The 16,285-nt window shown below is 64.6% G+C and carries 18 protein-coding genes and 1 tRNA gene; 12 read left to right on the forward strand and 7 right to left on the reverse strand.

Features of this window, described 5'->3' with window-relative positions; genetic code table 11:
* Positions 1-13: 13 nt before the first annotated feature.
* Complete coding sequence (locus tag LQ564_RS04370; protein WP_231056845.1) at positions 14-598, reverse strand: phasin family protein; 585 nt, start codon at positions 596-598, stop codon at positions 14-16.
* Positions 599-931: 333 nt separating this feature from the next.
* Between LQ564_RS04370 and LQ564_RS04375 the strand changes: the two genes are divergently transcribed.
* The 3 genes from LQ564_RS04375 (at position 932) to LQ564_RS04385 (ending at position 3,871) form a co-directional block, all read left to right on the forward strand.
* On the forward strand, positions 932-1,852 hold the full coding sequence (locus tag LQ564_RS04375; protein WP_231056846.1) for a DMT family transporter: 921 nt from the start codon (positions 932-934) through the stop codon (positions 1,850-1,852).
* On the forward strand, positions 1,849-2,544 hold the full coding sequence (locus LQ564_RS04380; protein ID WP_231056847.1) for a nitroreductase: 696 nt from the start codon (positions 1,849-1,851) through the stop codon (positions 2,542-2,544). The genes LQ564_RS04375 and LQ564_RS04380 overlap by 4 nt, the downstream gene beginning before the upstream one ends.
* 127 nt (positions 2,545-2,671) lie before the next feature.
* Entirely contained in the window at positions 2,672-3,871 is a 1,200-nt protein-coding gene (locus LQ564_RS04385; RefSeq protein WP_231056848.1) for a serine hydrolase, read from the forward strand.
* Between the two features lie 165 nt (positions 3,872-4,036).
* Here the strand turns inward: LQ564_RS04385 and LQ564_RS04390 are convergent, their stop codons facing one another.
* Complete coding sequence (locus LQ564_RS04390) at positions 4,037-4,840, reverse strand: IclR family transcriptional regulator (RefSeq protein WP_231056849.1); 804 nt, start codon at positions 4,838-4,840, stop codon at positions 4,037-4,039.
* 117 nt (positions 4,841-4,957) lie between these two features.
* On the opposite strand from LQ564_RS04390, the gene LQ564_RS04395 reads away from it, so the two are divergent.
* From LQ564_RS04395 to LQ564_RS04425, 7 genes are all read left to right on the forward strand, one after another.
* Positions 4,958-5,362, forward strand: coding sequence for a diacylglycerol kinase (locus LQ564_RS04395; RefSeq protein WP_231056850.1), 405 nt, complete (start codon positions 4,958-4,960; stop codon positions 5,360-5,362).
* Between the two features lie 118 nt (positions 5,363-5,480).
* Positions 5,481-6,119 (forward strand): peroxiredoxin, encoded by a 639-nt coding sequence (locus tag LQ564_RS04400; RefSeq protein ID WP_231056851.1) that lies wholly within the window; start codon positions 5,481-5,483, stop codon positions 6,117-6,119.
* A gap of 222 nt (positions 6,120-6,341) precedes the next feature.
* The gene (locus LQ564_RS04405) at positions 6,342-7,115 is read left to right on the forward strand and encodes a sulfite exporter TauE/SafE family protein (RefSeq protein ID WP_231056852.1); all 774 of its coding nucleotides are present in this window, start codon (positions 6,342-6,344) and stop codon (positions 7,113-7,115) included.
* A 107-nt stretch (positions 7,116-7,222) separates the two neighbouring features.
* Positions 7,223-8,074 (forward strand): sulfate ABC transporter permease subunit CysT, encoded by an 852-nt coding sequence (gene cysT / locus LQ564_RS04410; RefSeq protein ID WP_231056853.1) that lies wholly within the window; start codon positions 7,223-7,225, stop codon positions 8,072-8,074.
* Entirely contained in the window at positions 8,071-8,985 is a 915-nt protein-coding gene (gene cysW / locus LQ564_RS04415) for a sulfate ABC transporter permease subunit CysW (protein WP_231056854.1), read from the forward strand. The genes cysT and cysW overlap by 4 nt, the downstream gene beginning before the upstream one ends.
* Positions 8,982-10,046: a sulfate/molybdate ABC transporter ATP-binding protein gene (locus LQ564_RS04420; RefSeq protein WP_231056855.1), complete on the forward strand. Its 1,065-nt coding sequence runs from the start codon at positions 8,982-8,984 to the stop codon at positions 10,044-10,046. The genes cysW and LQ564_RS04420 overlap by 4 nt, the downstream gene beginning before the upstream one ends.
* Entirely contained in the window at positions 10,043-10,972 is a 930-nt protein-coding gene (locus LQ564_RS04425; protein ID WP_231056856.1) for a CysB family HTH-type transcriptional regulator, read from the forward strand. The genes LQ564_RS04420 and LQ564_RS04425 overlap by 4 nt, the downstream gene beginning before the upstream one ends.
* Positions 10,973-11,167: 195 nt before the next feature.
* On the opposite strand, the gene LQ564_RS04430 is transcribed toward LQ564_RS04425, so the two are convergent.
* The 5 genes from LQ564_RS04430 to LQ564_RS04450 are packed head-to-tail and all read right to left on the reverse strand — an operon-like array spanning position 11,168 to position 15,431.
* A complete protein-coding gene (locus tag LQ564_RS04430) occupies positions 11,168-12,214 on the reverse strand; it encodes an aldo/keto reductase (RefSeq protein WP_231056857.1) in 1,047 nt (348 codons plus the stop codon).
* Between the two features lie 25 nt (positions 12,215-12,239).
* Positions 12,240-13,277, reverse strand: a complete 1,038-nt coding sequence (locus tag LQ564_RS04435) for a quinone-dependent dihydroorotate dehydrogenase (protein WP_231056858.1) — start codon at positions 13,275-13,277, stop codon at positions 12,240-12,242.
* 46 nt (positions 13,278-13,323) lie between these two features.
* Positions 13,324-14,052: an arginyltransferase gene (locus LQ564_RS04440; protein WP_231056859.1), complete on the reverse strand. Its 729-nt coding sequence runs from the start codon at positions 14,050-14,052 to the stop codon at positions 13,324-13,326.
* Positions 14,053-14,112: 60 nt separating this feature from the next.
* On the reverse strand, positions 14,113-14,835 hold the full coding sequence (gene aat, locus LQ564_RS04445; RefSeq protein WP_231056860.1) for a leucyl/phenylalanyl-tRNA--protein transferase: 723 nt from the start codon (positions 14,833-14,835) through the stop codon (positions 14,113-14,115).
* 14 nt (positions 14,836-14,849) lie between these two features.
* A complete protein-coding gene (locus LQ564_RS04450; RefSeq protein ID WP_231056861.1) occupies positions 14,850-15,431 on the reverse strand; it encodes an NUDIX hydrolase in 582 nt (193 codons plus the stop codon).
* A gap of 173 nt (positions 15,432-15,604) precedes the next feature.
* Between LQ564_RS04450 and LQ564_RS04455 the strand changes: the two genes are divergently transcribed.
* Positions 15,605-15,681, forward strand: a tRNA-Met gene (locus tag LQ564_RS04455).
* Positions 15,682-15,844: 163 nt separating this feature from the next.
* Positions 15,845-16,258: a T6SS immunity protein Tdi1 domain-containing protein gene (locus tag LQ564_RS04460; RefSeq protein WP_231056862.1), complete on the forward strand. Its 414-nt coding sequence runs from the start codon at positions 15,845-15,847 to the stop codon at positions 16,256-16,258.
* Positions 16,259-16,285 lie beyond the last annotated feature (27 nt).

The raw sequence follows: 16,285 nt of genomic DNA on the forward strand, positions 1-16,285 counted from the left end.
CACGACCCGCAGCTTAGGCTGCAGCGGCGGCAGTCGCAGCAGTCGCGGTGTTGGTGGCTTTGCGCGCGGTGGCCGAAAACTGGCTCACGGCGGCGTTCAGGTTCGACTCGATGGCTTCGACGGCCTGCTTGGTGGTCTTGCTGAACTGCTCGTAGCCGGCGTTGGCGTTGCTGATCGCGGTCTTGACGGCGGCGACGTAGGTTTCCGAGCCGGCCGGGGCGTTCTTGCTCACTTCGTCGACCAGCGAGATCACCTTGCGGTTGGCTTCGACGATCTGGCCTTCGGCGGCCTTCGAGAACTCGGCGCCGGTGCTGGTGGCGATCGAGGCCAGCTGGCGGCTGTACGACAGCGCGCTTTCGGCGGTCGGCTGGGCCTGCGACGCGGTGACCGAGAAGAATTCCTGCGGATCCTTGGCGCCCAGCAGCTGGCGGGTCACGTTCGACGACGTTTCCAGGGAAGCGCGGGCGGTGCTGATGTTCAGGTCGACCAGCTTCTCCATGCTCTCGAAGGTCTTGGTGGTCAGCGACGAGAACAGCGCGAACTGGGATTCGAGGTTGGCTTTGGTGGCGTTCGAGAACTGCTCAGGAATTGCAAACATGTGGTTCTCCAAAATTCAATGTGTACAGTGGATGAAATGTTGCTTGGACCGGTGAGGCAGATTTTCCGTCGTTTTTTGAACGAATGTCTTTTTTTGTGCACCGCAACAGGGCGAATTTTCACGCAATTGATTAGGGGAGTCAAGCGATTTTGACGCGCCGCACCATCAGAGCGTGCATTAATTTCTTGAATGCATTGTTACTAAGAAATTTTACGATCTTGTTATTGATTCAACGCAAGAAATTGTGTCTTGCCGCCGCCTGAACGAGGCTTGCGGCAGCATGCTAGACTAGCCACTTGTGTTTCATCAAGCTGCTGCGCAGCATTCCGACCCATGACGCACGGCACGCCTTCCCACGCGCAAGCAGCCACCTCCGCCTCCTGGCTGTCGCCCGTGCCGCTGTTCTTCGTCTTCCTGTGGAGCACCGGCTTCATCGTCGCCAAGCTCGGCCTGCCGTATGCCCCGCCGCTGACCTTCCTGATCCTGCGCTGCCTCGGCGCGCTCGCCGTGCTGCTGCCGCTGGTGCTGCTGTCGCGCGCACCCTGGCCACGCGGCCGGATCCTGCACGTGGCGGTGGCGGGGCTGCTGCTGCAGGCCGGCTACCTCGGCGGCGTCTGGGCCGCGATCAAGCTCGGCATGCCGGCCGGGCTGACCGCCCTGATCGTCGGCATGCAGCCGATCCTGACGGCGGCCGGCGCCTCCCTGATCGGCGAACGGGTGCGGCCGCGCCAGTGGCTCGGCTTCGTGCTCGGCCTGTCGGGCGTGGCGCTGGTGGTATACGCCAAGCTGCACCTGGCCGGCCTGAGCGCGAGCGGCCTGCTGCTGTGCATCTTCGCGCTGTTCAGTATTACCGCGGGCACCATGTACCAGAAGCGCTGGTGCCCCGCCTTCGACCTGCGCACCGGCACCGTGATCCAGTTCGGCGCCACCGTGCTGGCCCTGCTGCCGCTGGCGATCCTGCTCGAAGACCTCGACCCGGCCTTTTCCAGTGTCACCTGGAGCCGGGACTTCATCGTCGCCTGGCTATGGTCGATCTTCGCCCTGTCGATCGGTGCGATCTTTTTACTGTTTACCCTGATCCGCCGCAGCCAGGCCACGGAAGTCACGAGCCTGCTCTACCTGACCCCGCCCACCACCGCCGTCATGGCCTGGCTCCTGTTCGGCGAGGCCTTCAGCCCGCTCGCGCTGGCCGGGATGGCGGTGGCCGTGCTCGGCGTCGCATTCGTCGTCAAAAAACAAGGAGACACGCCATGATCACCAGCCCCCAGCAGGAAGCCGTCGATGCGGCCATCACCTCGCGCCGTTCGATCCGCGCTTTCCTGGACCGTCCGGTCGAGCGCGCAGACATCGAACGCATCCTCGACGTCGCCGCGCGCGCGCCGTCCGGCACCAATACCCAGCCGTGGAAGGTGTACGTGTTGACGGGGCAGGCGCGCACGCGCCTGGTCGAGGCGATCCTGCGGGTCAACGCCGACCCGCAGCAGGCGAAGGAGCATACCGAGGAATACGCCTACTACCCGCGCGAATGGACCTCGCCCTATATCGACCGGCGCCGCAAGGTCGGCTGGGACCTGTATTCGCTGCTCGGCCTGACGCGCGACAACAAGGCCGGCATGGCGGCCCAGCACGCGCGCAACTACGGCTTCTTCGACGCACCGGTCGGCCTGATCTTCACGATCGACCGCATCATGGAGCAGGGCTCCTGGCTGGACTATGGCATGTTCTTGCAGAACATCATGGTGGCCGCCCGTGGCCGCGGCCTCGACACCTGTCCGCAGGCCGCCTTCACCCAGTATCACCGGGTGATCGCCGAGCAATTGCAGTTGCCGGCCAACGAAATGGTAGTGTGCGGCATGGCCCTTGGCTGGGCCGATCCGGAGCGCATCGAAAACACCCTGGTCACCGAGCGCGAAAGCGCGCAAGGTTTTGCCCGTTTTATGGAGTAATGTATGGCCTGAGCCGTGGTTTTAGTTTGCACTCTTGCCGCACGGAACTTACATTTCGTTTGCGATGCGGCCTGCTTCCGTTACACTGCATCACGTATCTCATCCGTTCGCGCCAAAGGGTCCTTCGATGTTCAAGCTTGCATTGGCCGCCATCGTTTCGCTGCTGTTTGCCTTCCAGTCCGTGCATGCCGCCGGCGCCGGGGCGGGGGCGGGCGCCGGTACGACCCAGGCCGCCAAGAAGAAGCAGAAAAAGAGCAGCGGCGCCAGGAAACCGGTGCGCAAGAAGGCCGTGAAGAAGGCCGCGCGTCCCCAGCGCAAGGACCTGGCCCAGGCCATCGCCGACGACAACCGCCAGCGCATGGTGCGCCGCGTGGAAATGGTGCGCGGCAAGCGCAAGGTGACCTACCAGGTGGTGCGCCGCGCCGCGCCCGCCGCCATCGATCCGCGCAGCCTGGGCGACGCCGCCGGCCTGCGCGGCACCAGTGATCCGCTCTCGCTGCGCTCCAACGTCGCCTTCGTGCTCGACCAGAACAGCTCGGAAGTGCTGTTCGAAAAGAACGCCAACGTCGCCCTGCCGATCGCCTCGATCACCAAGCTGATGACCGGTCTGGTCGTGGTGAAAGCAGGCCAGGACCTCGACGAAGTGCTGCGCATCACCGATGCCGACGTCGACCGCCACAAGTATTCCAGCTCGCGCCTGCCGGTCGGCACGCGCATGACGCGCCGCGAGCTGCTGCACATTGCCCTGATGAGTTCGGAAAACCGCGCCGCCTCCGCGCTGGGCCGCAACTACCCCGGCGGGATCGGCGCTTTCGTCGCCGCCATGAACGCCAAGGCGGACGAGTTGGGCATGAAGGACACGCGCTACGTGGATTCGAGTGGCCTGTCGAGCCAGAACGTGTCGAGCGCCCGCGACCTGGCGCGCCTGGTGTCGCACGCCTATGGCGAACCGCTGCTGCGCGAATATTCGACCAGCCCGAATTCGACCGTCAAGGCCAGCGGCCGTCCGATGCGCTATTCGAACACGAACTACCTGGTGGCGCTGCCCGACTGGAACATCGGCCTGCAAAAGACCGGCTTCATCAACGAAGCGGGGCGCTGCCTGGTGATGCAGGCGGCCATCCACGGCCGCAACGTGATCATGGTATTCCTCGATTCGAAGGGCAAGATGTCGCGCACCGCCGACGCCGGCCGGGTGCGGCGCTTCCTCGAAGCGCTGGCGCCGGGCAAGCTCAACGTGCTGGCGCCGGGGACGCTGGGGGAAAGCGTGGGGACGCCGGCGATCGGGACCTTCAGCGCCGCGGCGCCGGCGCCGGCATTGCACTGAAATTTCACGCTAGTCCTGCTACCTCAGCACGTCGCACCGGCGAAGGCCGGTGCCTAATTTTGCGTGCGTACCCACTGCTCTACGAACTTGGGCACCGGCCTGCGCCGGTGCGACGGTCTTGCGGGTAGTGGCAGGAAATGCGCTGACTAAACGCGCAGCGCAGAATCAAATCGCCGGTACAGGCCGATACCCCAGCGTCGCCGAAATGCTCGACGCCGTCTGCACCAGATCTTCCAGCCACTCTTCCTGCAGCCGGTCCGCCGGCGCCGAAATCGACAAGCCCGCCACCAGCTTGCCGCTGTCGTCGAAAATGCCGGCGGCCATGCAGCGCACGCCCAGTTCCAGCTCTTCGTTGTCGCGCGCATAGCCGCGCGCGCGCACCAGGCTCAGTTCGCGCTCGAAGCGCGCCAGGTCGGTGATGGAATTCTTGTTGTGGCCGGCGAGGCCGGTGCGGGTCGCATAGCCGCGGATGGTTTTCGCGTCGTCGATCGACAGGAACAGCTTGCCGGTCGAGGTCAGGTGCAGCGGCGCGCGGCCGCCGATGGCGCGCACCACCTGCATGCCGGAGCGCTCGGAATAGGCGCGGTCGATGTAGACGATCTCGTCGCCCTGGCGCACCGACAGGTTCACGGTCTGCTGGGTCTTCTTGTGCAGGGCGCGCATGAAATCGAGCGCCGCTTCGCGCACCGACAGGCGGCTCTTGACCACATTGCCCAGCTCGAGCAGGCGCATGCCGAGGCGGTAGGTGCCCGGCTCGACCCGGTCGACGAAACGCGTGACGACCATGTCGTTCAGGATGCGGTGCGCGGTCGAGGGATGCAGGCCGGAGACCTTCGACAGTTCCTTCAGGCTCACCGGATCCGAATACGTGGCCAGCGCATCGAGCAGCGCCATCATGCGCTCGATCACCTGGATCGAGGTCTTGGCAGGCAGGGCGCCGGGCGCCGCGTCGAGGGTTTCCATTTTCATGATGTGCTTGGTGCAGTGCAGTATTCAACACTTTATACCATGATGTGAAACGACCATGCAAACCAATGGGTTACGGTGTGCAACAGTTGCGCGCCGGGGCATAATGCCAGTTCGGCAATGAACCTCAGTGAAACCATGAACGACCCGATCAGCGAATTCAAGACCAAGCGCGGCATCGCGCGCCTCCTGGCGGCCTGCCGCAATACCTGGGACGGCTTGTCCTGGGCCTGGCGCAGCGAAGCCGCCTTCCGCCAGGAAGTGGTGGTGATCGCCATCGCCACCGTCGCCGCCCTGTTGCTGCCGGTGTCCAGCTTCCAGAAGCTGGTGCTGATCGGCGTGCTGATCCTGGTGCTGATCGTCGAGATCGTCAACTCGGCGATCGAGGCCATCGTCGACCGCATCTCGCTCGACCGCCATCCCTTGTCCAAGGTAGCCAAGGACATGGGCAGCGCCGCGGTTGCACTGACCCTGCTGCTGGCATTCGCGACCTGGGCTGTGGTGCTGTACAACCGTTTCATGTAGTTCATGCGCTGGTTGCACAAGCAAATAAGAAAGCTGTCGTTTGATGAATCCTGGCCTGCCCGTAGACTAGAGGCCTGGAACAATGCAGTTCGTGTAGCTTAACCATCGGAGAAATGACATGACCTTACGCCTCGGCGACACCGCGCCCGATTTCGAGCAGGAATCCAGCATCGGCAAGATCCGCTTCCACGAGTGGGCGGGCGATTCCTGGGTGGTGCTGTTCTCGCACCCGGCCGACTTCACGCCGGTCTGCACGACCGAACTGGGACTGACCGCCAAGCTGAAGCCGGAATTCGACAAGCGCAACGTCAAGGCGATCGCGCTGTCGGTCGACCCGGCCGACAAGCACCGGGACTGGATCAAGGACATCGAGGAGACCCAGCAGACCGTGGTCGGCTTCCCGATCATCGCCGATGCCGACAAGACCGTCTCGAATCTGTACGACATGATCCACCCGGAAGCATCGGCCACCGCCACCGTGCGCTCGCTGTTCATCATCGACCCGGCCAAGAAAGTCCGCCTGATCATCACCTACCCGATGAGCACCGGCCGCAACTTCGACGAAGTGCTGCGCGTGATCGACGCCCTGCAGCTGACCGACGGCTACACCGTGGCGACACCGGGCAACTGGAAGGATGGCGACGACGTCATCATTCCGCTGACCGTGCAGGATCCGGCCGTGATCGAGCAAAAATACCCGAAGGGCTATACCTCGCCGCGTCCCTACCTGCGCCTCACGCCGCAGCCGAACAAATAAACCGTTTTTCGTAGGGTGGATGGCGTCCGTCCACCCTACGAGTGTGTGAAAAATTCGTCTATGGCTGCGTTGCCTCGTCTCGCCGTACGAGTGTACTGTCTTCGACTCGGCGCCTTGCCATCGCCGTTTTTTCACACCCTCTACGCATAAGCAAATAAGAATCCTGTTGTTGGCTTCGCCAGCGAGTACCCTTACGCTGTGGCTCAGCATAAGGGTATCTGAATGTCGACAACGTATATCATCGCAGGTTTCGCAGTAGGGCTGCTGGTCGGCATGACCGGCGTCGGCGGCGGTTCGCTCATGACGCCACTGTTGACCCTGCTGTTCGGCGTGTCTCCTTCCGTCGCGGTCGGCACCGACCTGGCTTTCGCCTCGATCACCAAGGGCGTTGGCACCATCACCCACCGTTTCAACCGCACCGTGCAGTGGCCGATCGTCGGCCGCCTGTGCCTGGGCGCCTTGCCGGCCGCGCTGCTGGCGACCCTGGCGCTGAACCACTTCGGCACGCTTGACCGGCACATCGGCGAAGTCATCCGCTACTCGATCGCCGTCTCCGTGATGCTGACCGTGGTGGCGCTGCTGTTCCGCGCGCGCATGCTGGCCTGGATCAACACCCACCCCGAACGCCAGCTGCAGGGCAGGGCGCTGGCCGCTGCGACCATCGTCAGCGGCGCGGTGCTGGGCGTGCTGGTCACCGTGTCGTCGATCGGCGCGGGCGCGATCGGCGCGACCCTGCTGGTCCTGCTGTATCCGCGTCTGACGCCGGCCGAGGTCGCCGGCACCGACATCGCCTACGCCGTGCCGCTGACCGCCATCGCGGCGGTCGGCCACTGGTGGCTGGGCTCGATCGACTGGATGCTGCTGCTGACCCTGCTCATCGGCTCGGTGCCCGGCATCACCCTCGGCGCGATGGCCGCGCGCAAGGTGCCGGAGCGCGTGCTGCGCGCCTTGCTGGCAATGACCCTGACCGGCGTCGCAGCCAAGCTGGTGTTCTGAGAACTAATAGCGGAACTGTCTATGCAAATAAGGATTGCGTCGTTTGTAATATAAGTTCGGCGTGAGATTATGGTAGCCCGTTAGAAGAATTTGTAATAAGGGCCTCCATGACCTCGCTTGCCTTGCCGCAGCGGAAATCGCCGGGCCGGGTGATTCCCGGCTTCGGCATCTCGCTCGGCTTCACGCTGTTCTACCTGGCGCTGATCGTCCTGATCCCGCTGTCGGCGGTGTTTCTCAATACCTTCACGATGAGCTGGGACGCCTTCTGGTCGGCCGTCACCTCCGAGCGCGTGGTCGCCTCCTACCGGCTCACCTTCGGCGCCTCGCTGCTGGCCGCCTTCATCAACGTGATCTTCGGCGGCATCGTCGCCTGGGTGCTGGTGCGCTATACCTTTCCCGGCAAGCGCTTCATCGACGCCCTGGTCGACCTGCCGTTCGCGCTGCCGACCGCGGTGGCCGGCATCACGCTCACCGCCCTGTATTCGCACAACGGCCTGATCGGCGAGCAACTGGCCAAGGTCGGCATCAAGGTCGCGTTCACCCCGCTGGGCGTGCTGATCGCGCTGACCTTCATCGGCCTGCCCTTCGTCGTGCGCACGGTGCAGCCGGTGCTGGAAGAGGCCGAGCGCGAGCTGGAAGAAGCCGCCGCCAGCCTGGGCGCCTCGCCGCTGCAGACCTTCATCCGCGTGGTGCTGCCCTCGATCGTGCCGGCGCTGCTGACCGGCTTCGCACTGGCCTTTGCGCGCGCCACCGGCGAATACGGTTCCGTCATCTTCATCGCCGGCAACCTGCCGATGGTGTCCGAGATCACGCCGCTCTTCATCATCACCAAACTCGAACAGTACGACTACGCCGGCGCCACGGCGATCGCGGTGGTCATGCTGGTCATCTCCTTCATCCTGCTGCTGACGATTAATCTGCTGCAGGCCTGGACACGCAAGCGGGCAGGAAAAAAATGAGCGCAGTCCTCGACAACATCAAGGCGGCGCCAACGGCCGCCGCGGCCAAGGGCCGGCCGAAGACCAATACGCTGGAACCGGGCTGGGTGCGCTACGCCCTCATCACGGTCGCGCTGGCCTTCCTGACCCTGTTCCTGTTCGTGCCGCTGGCCGCGGTCTTCACCGAGGCGCTGAAAAAAGGCTGGGACGTCTACCTCGAATCGATCCGCGACCCGGACGCCGTCTCGGCCATCAAGCTCACCCTCATCGCGGCCGGCATCTCGGTGCCGCTGAACCTGGTGTTCGGGGTGGCCGCCGCCTGGGCCATCGCCAAGTTCGAATTCCGGGGCAAGAGCATCCTGCTGACCCTGATCGACCTGCCGTTCTCGGTCTCGCCGGTGATCGCGGGCCTGATCTACGTGCTGCTGTTCGGTAGCCAGGGCTGGTTCGGCGACTGGCTGCTCGAACACGACATCAAGATCCTGTTCGCGGTGCCGGGCATCGTGCTGGCCACCGTGTTCATCACCTTCCCGTTCGTGGCGCGCGAGCTGATTCCGCTGATGCAGCAGCAGGGGACGGAAGAGGAAGAGGCCGCGCTGGTGCTGGGCGCCTCGGGCTGGTCGACCTTCTGGCGGGTGACGATCCCGAACATCAAATGGGGCCTGCTGTACGGCGTCATCCTGTGCAATGCCCGCGCGATGGGCGAGTTCGGCGCCGTCTCGGTGGTGTCGGGCCACATCCGCGGCGAGACCAACACGATGCCGCTGCACGTCGAGATCCTCTACAACGAATACAACTTCACGGCCGCCTTCGCCGTGGCGTCGCTGCTGGCGCTGCTGGCGCTGGTGACGCTGGCGGTGAAGAGTTTTGTCGAATGGCGCCTGCATCAGGCGAAGACCACGGACGCACGCAATCTGGAGCAAGCAGCATGACCATCGAAGTCCAGCACATCCGCAAACAGTTCGGCCAGTTCACCGCGCTCGACGACGTTTCCCTGAAATTCCCCGACGGCCAGCTGACCGCCTTGCTGGGGCCTTCCGGCTGCGGCAAGACCACCCTGCTGCGCGTGATCGCGGGTCTGGAACACCCCGATGCGGGCGCGGTGCTGCTCGACGGCGAAGACGCCTCGCACCGCCACGTGCGCGAGCGCCAGGTCGGCTTCGTGTTCCAGCACTACGCGTTGTTCAAGCACATGACGGTGTTCGAGAACGTCGCCTTCGGCCTGCGCGTGAAACCGCGCAAGGAGCGTCCGTCGGAACAGCAGATCCGCGACAAGGTCAGGAAGCTGCTCGAACTGGTGCAGCTCGACTGGATCGCCGACCGCTATCCGCCGCAGCTCTCGGGCGGCCAGCGCCAGCGCATCGCCCTGGCGCGCGCGCTGGCCGTGGAGCCGCGCGTGCTGCTGCTCGACGAACCCTTCGGCGCGCTGGACGCCAAGGTGCGCAAGGAGCTGCGCCGCTGGCTGCGCCGCCTGCACGACGAGCTGCACGTGACCTCGATCTTCGTCACCCACGACCAGGAAGAAGCGCTGGAAGTGGCCGACCAGGTGGTCCTGATGAACAAGGGCCGCGTCGAGCAGCTCGGCACGCCGGACGCCGTGTACAACCAGCCGGCTTCACCTTTCGTCTACGGCTTCCTCGGCAACGTCAACCTGTTCCACGGCCGCGTGCACGAGGGTGTGCTGGCGAGCGGCGACGTGAAGTTGCAGGCGGCCGGTGCGCGCGACGGCCAGGGCATCGGCTACGTGCGACCGCATGATCTCGACGTCGAGCGCTATACGCCGGGCGCCGAAGGCGTGGTCGCCAAGCTGCGCCGCGCCCACGCGATCGGCCCGCTGGCCCAGCTCGACCTCGAGCGCGCCGACAACCAGCAGCTGATCGAGGCGGTGATGCCGAACGAACTGTTCGCCCGCCACGGTTTCCGCGAAGGCGACACCCTGGTGGTCAAGCCGCGCCGGATCGAAGTGTTCGTCGATGCAGGAGAAGGCATATGAACTTCCAGCAGCTGCGCTCCGTGCGCGAAGCCGCAAGGCGCGATTTCAACCTGACCGAGGTGGCCAATGCGCTGTTCACTTCGCAGCCCGGCGTGTCGCGCCAGATCCGCGAGCTCGAGGAAGAGCTCGGGGTGGTCATCTTCGAGCGCAACGGCAAACGCCTGACTGGTCTCACGCCGCCGGGCAAGGGCATCCTCAAGATCGTCGAGCGCCTGCTGGTCGAGGCCGAGAACCTGCAGCAGGCCAGCGCCGAATTCGCGGCCCAGGACAGCGGCACCCTGACCGTGGCCGTCACCCACACCCAGGCGCGCTACGCGCTGCCGCAGGTGGTGCAGGCCTTCCGCCACGCTTACCCGGAAGTGCGCATCGCCCTGCAGCAGAGCGCCCCGGAACACATCGCGGAATGGGTTTTGTCGGGCAAGGCCGATATCGGCATTGCGACCGAAGGCTTGTCGGCGTTTCCGGACCTGGTGTCCTTCCCCTGCTACCGCTGGAGCCACCTGGTGGTGGCGCCGGAAGGGCATCCGATTTTCTCTTCCGGTACGCCGTTGCGGCTGGAGGACCTGGCCGAGTATCCGCTCATCACCTACGACGTCGGCTTCACGGGGCGCAGCCATATCGATGCGGCGTTCCGCGAAGCGGGGCTGGCGCCGGACATCGTTTTAACGGCGATGGATTCGGACGTGATCAAGCAGTACGTGGCGCTGGGGATGGGCGTGGGGATCGTGGCGTCGATGGCCTTCGACCATGGGCGCGACAAGGGGATGCGGGCGATCGAGGCGTCGCATCTGTTTGCGCCGAATGTGACGCGGCTCGCCGTGCGTAAAGGGTCGTATTTGCGGGCGTATGCGTATCACTTCATCGAGCGGTTTGCTCAGGGGTATACGCGGTCGGATATCGAGAAGGCGTTACAGGCGGCTGAATAACGTTCGTGACTGCGGTGCGAACTTGGGCGGAACAATGCCAGTGGCATTGTTCCGGCCTTCGCCGGAACGACGGTTTTGCGACAAGCAGCTCACGGTAAATTTTTGCCACGCACCGTCAGCACGTCATGCGCGCCACTGGCGCCCATGACTCCCGGCGAAGGCCGGGATCCAATTTTGCGTGAATACCGTTAGCGCCTACTGTCCTGGATTCGTGTACTTCGCATGAATCCCATCAATCCCCGCCATCACCTCGCTTGAGAGCACGACGTCCGCCGCATCGATGTTCTCCTTCAGCTGCTCGAGATTCGTCGCTCCAATAATGGTCGACCCCACGAACCACCGCGAATAACACCACGCCAGCGCCATCTGCGCCGGCTTCATTCCATGCGCCCGCGCCAGCGCCGCATACTCGGCCGTGGCCGCCAGCACCGAAGGCCGCACATAGCGCGGACTCCAGTTCTGAGGAAAGACCGTCAGCCTGCCACGCGCCTGCGGATCATCCAGGTACTTCGCCGTGAGCTGCCCGAACGCCAGCGGACTATACGCCAGCAGGCTGACGCCTTCACGATAGCAGGCCTCATCCATCAAGCTGGTTTCAAAACCACGCGCCGTGAGGTTATACAGATTCTGCACGGTCGCAATCCGCGGCAACCCCTGCATCTCCGCCTGCTTGATGTACTCGCACACCCCCCACGCGCTCTCGTTCGACACGCCGACATAGCGGATGGTCCCCGCCTGCACCATCTCGTTCAACGCGCCAAGCGTTTCCTCGATCGGCACGGCCGGCCGTTCGGCCTGCGGATTGAAGCTGTTGGCCCCGAAGATCGGCAGGTTCCGGCTCGGCCAGTGGATCTGGTACAGGTCGATGTAGTCGGTATGCAGGCGGCGCAGGCTGTCCTCCACGGCGGCGCGGATGTTGGTCGCATCGAGGCAGTGGTTGGCGCCGCGGATCCACGGCATGTTGACGTTCGGCCCGGCGATCTTGGTGGCCAGGATCACGTCGCTGCGGCGGCCGGTCTTCTTGAGCCAGCTGCCGATGTAGCGCTCGGTCGAGCCCTGCGTATCCGCGCGCGCCATCACCGGGTACATCTCGGCGGTGTCGATGAAGTTGATGCCGCGCTCGAGCGCGTAATCGAGCTGGCTGTGCGCCTCGCTTTCCGTGTTCTGTTCGCCGAAGGTCATGGTGCCGAGGGCTACCTTCGACACCACCAGGTCGGTCATTCCAAGCTGCTTGCGTTCCATGCGGGGTTCTCCTGACGAACCGGCATTATCGGCGCAATGCCGCGGCGCAGTCGCGCACCAGCGCCGGCCCGGCGTAGATGAAGCCGGTGTAGAGCTGCACCAGCTGGGCGCCGGCGGCGATCTTGGCGCGCGCGTCCTCGCCGCGCATGATGCCGCCCACGCCGATGATGGGCAGCGCCTCGCCCAGCTCGGCCTTCAATAAACGGATCACCGTGTTCGACAGCTCGAACACGGGCGCCCCCGACAGGCCGCCGGCTTCCTCGCCGTGCCGCATGCCCTGCACGGCGCTGCGGCTCAATGTCGTGTTGGTGGCGATCACGCCGTCGATCTTGTGGCGCAGCAGGGCGCCCGCGATGTTGCGCACCTGGTCACCGTCGATGTCCGGTGCGATCTTCAGCGCCACCGGCACGTAGCGCTTGTGCTGGTCGGCCAGGCGCAGCTGCTCTTGCTTCAGTTGCGAGAGCAGGGCGTCCAGTTCCGATTCGCCCTGCAGCTGGCGCAGGTTCTTGGTGTTCGGCGAGGAGATGTTGACGGTGACGTAGCTCGCGTATGGATACACCTTGCGCAGGCAGTGCAGGTAATCGTCGGCCGCGCGTTCGATCGGGGTGTCGGCATTCTTGCCGATGTTCAGGCCGAGCACACCCTGCTTGTCCTGGTAGAAGCGGGACGCCTGCACGTTGGCGACGAAGGCGTCGACGCCGCCGTTGTTGAAGCCCATGCGGTTGATGATGCCCTGCGCCTGCGGCAGGCGGAAGATGCGCGGCTTCGGGTTGCCGCCTTGCGGGCGCGGGGTCACGGTGCCGATCTCGATCGAGCCGAAGCCGAGCGAGGCCAGGCCGTCGATGTAGGCGCCATCCTTGTCCAGGCCCGCGGCCAGGCCGACCGGGTTCGGGAAGGTGATGCCCATGACGGTGCGCGGGTCCGGCGCGGGCTTCGGCGACAGGTTCGTGAGGCCGAGCGCGGCGGCGCGGCGCAGCATCGGCAGGGCGAGATTGTGGGCTTTTTCGGCGTCGAGCGAGAACAGCAGCGGGCGGGCGAGGGAGTACAGGAGCTTGTCGGACATGGGAGACTCGTAATGGGGACTCCCGCCATTCTACCCGTGTGGGAACTCAGCGCTCCAGTACGCCCCAGCGTCCGCCGATGCGCGCTTCCAGCGGCCGGAAGTTGATCTTGTAGGCCATCTTCGGGCTCTGCTCGATCCAGTAGCCCAGATACACGTAGCTCAGGCCCAGTTCGCGCGCCTGGTTCACCTGCCACATCACGTTGTAGGTGCCGAAGGAGGCGCCTTCGACGTCGGGGTCGAAGAAGGTGTACACGGAGGACAGGCCGTCCGACAGCACGTCGATGATGGAGACCATGCGCAAGGTGCCGTCCGGCTCGCGGAACTCGACCAGGCGCGTGTTCACGCGGCTCTGCAGCAGGAACTGGGCATACTGGTCGCGGCTGTCCTGGTCCATGCCGCCGCCGACGTGGCGCGTGGTCTGGTAGCGCAGGTAGAGGGCGTAGTGCTCGTCCGAGAAGGCCAGGTTGGCCACCATCGCGACCAGGTCGCCGTGGCGCTTCCAGGCGCGGCGCTGGGTGCGGTTGGGCGTGAAATCCTCGCATTTGACGCGCACCGGGATGCAGGCCTGGCAGCCGTCGCAGTAGGGGCGATAGGTGAAGATGCCGCTGCGGCGGAAACCGTTGCGCACCAGTTCGGAATACACGTCGGCATTGATGAGGTGCGAAGGCGTCGCCACCTGCGAGCGGGCCTGGCGTGCGTCGAGGTAGCTGCACGGGTAGGGCGCGGTGGTGTAGAACTGCAGCGTGGCGAAGGGCAGGTCATTAAGGTGCGTCATGCAAAAAGCTCTCGAGACGACGTGATGGACCTATTCTAACGAAATCGCCCCCGCGCACCGTTAGCCGTTCAACGGTGGCGCGACTTCCCAGCGGGTAATCGCCGGTTCGCGGATCGCTTCGCGCAGATGCGCGAGGAAGGCGCTGCGCGGGATCGGGGCGGCCCCCAATGAGGCCAGGTGGCCGGTCTCCTGCTGGCAATCGATCATTTTCACGCCGTGTCCGCGCAGGAAGGACACCAGGTAGGCCAGCGCGACCTTCGAGGCGTCGGTGGCGCGTGCGAACATCGATTCGCCGTAGAACATGCGGCCGATGCAGACGCCATAGGCGCCGCCGACCAGTTCGCCGTCCAGCCAGACTTCGGACGAGTGGGCATAGCCCATCGCGTGCAGGCCGGTGTAGCCGTCGATGATGTCTTCCGAGATCCAGGTGCCGGGCCCGTCCTTGCGCGGGGCGGCGCAGGCGCGCATCACGTCCTCGAAGGCGCTGTCGAAGCGCACGTTCCACGGCCCGCCTTCAGTCCGGCTGCGCTCGACCTTGCGCAGGGTCTTCTTGAGGCTGTCGCTGACCTTGAAGTGTTCCGTATGCAGGACCATGCGCGGGTCGGTGCTCCACCACAGGATGGGCTGGCCCTCGGAGAACCAGGGGAAGATGCCGTTCTGGTAGGCCAGCAGCAGGCGCTGCGGCGACAGGTCGGCGCCGGCGGCCAGCAGGCCGGGCGCATCCATCGTCAGCGCTTCGGATACGTCGGGGAACGGCGATGTCGGCTCGAGCCAGGGGATCATGCGGCCCTCGTGGATCAGTCGGGTTCGCGCGGCGCCAGCATCGGGCGCACGATGTCGCGGCTGTGGAATCCATAGCTGCCGCCTTCGCGCACTTTGACGCGGTCCGCGAAGAAGAGTTCCAGGGTGGTGCGCACGGTGGGGAAGGCGAGCTCGTCCCAAGGGATCTCGTCCTGCGTGTAGAGCGCCACTTCCAGGCTTTCCTCGCCCGGGGCGAAGTCCAGGTCGCGCAGGCGCGCCAGATAGAACAGGTGGACCTGGTGCACGTGGGCGACGTTGAGCAGCGTGAACAGCATGCCGAGTTCGACGTTGGCGCCGGCCTCTTCCTCGGTCTCGCGCACGGCCGCCTGTTCGGTGGTCTCTTCGTTCTCCATGAAGCCGGCCGGCAGGGTCCAGTAGCCGTAGCGCGGCTCGATCGCGCGCTTGCACAGCAGGATCTGCAGCTTGCCGTCCTGTTCCCACACGGGAATCGAGCCGATCACCAGCTTCGGGTTCTGGTAATGGATGGTGTGGCAGTGCGGGCAGACGTAGCGCGGCCGGTTGTCGCCTTCGGGAATCGCCAGGGCGACGGGATGGGCGCACTCGGAACAGAATTTCATAGGTCAGCGGCAGGTTGAGATTGTGCTTACTTTACACTGAATCGGGGCCGCCATGCCGTCGGCGCCGCCCTCCCGGGACGACATGGATGAGCCATACCGTGCTGCAATCGCACACCTCGGGAGCATTGGATTTGCCTAAAGCACTGTTTCGGCGTATAATTCATTCCATCAGACGCGGGGTGGAGCAGTCTGGCAGCTCGTCGGGCTCATAACCCGAAGGTCACAGGTTCAAATCCTGTCCCCGCAACCAAATTCGAAGCCGTTGATTCGCAAGAGTCAGCGGCTTTTTCGTTGCTGCCCTCTTTTCTCGCTTCCCGGCAACGCGCTCGACGCAGCGCAAACCCGATGCGTCCGCCTGCAATCTTGTCCGTCCAGCCTGGTCCAACATGCGTCGGCAAAGCACAAGGACAACCATGATCAACGTAGACGACATCAACGAGGCCTGGGGCTGGTCCGGTTTGAACGCGGTCGAGGTCCTCGGGGCGAATGCATTTGGCAACCTCATCATCCGCGACGACGAAGGCCGTTTCTGGCGGCTGAGGCCGCAAGACCTGTGCTGCGAGCCGGTGGCCGACAGCCGCGCGGCCTTCGACGCGCTGGCCTATGACCAGGATTTCCTGAACGACTGGTATATGCCGGAAGTCGTCAAGCTGGCGGAGCTGACCTTGGGACCGCTGACAGATGACCGCAAGTACTGCCTCAGGATCCCGAGCGCGCTCGGCGGGCACTATGGCCGGGACAACCTGGCCACGGTGCCCTTGCCAGAGCTGATCCGGTTTTCAGGGGAGGGCGCGCAGCAATTCGATGACTTGCCGCGCTGGAATTGAATACGCTGGAAGAATTGTCGGGCGTGA

This window comes from Massilia phyllostachyos, assembly GCF_021044825.1.
GTDB lineage: Bacteria > Pseudomonadota > Gammaproteobacteria > Burkholderiales > Burkholderiaceae_D > Telluria > Telluria phyllostachyos.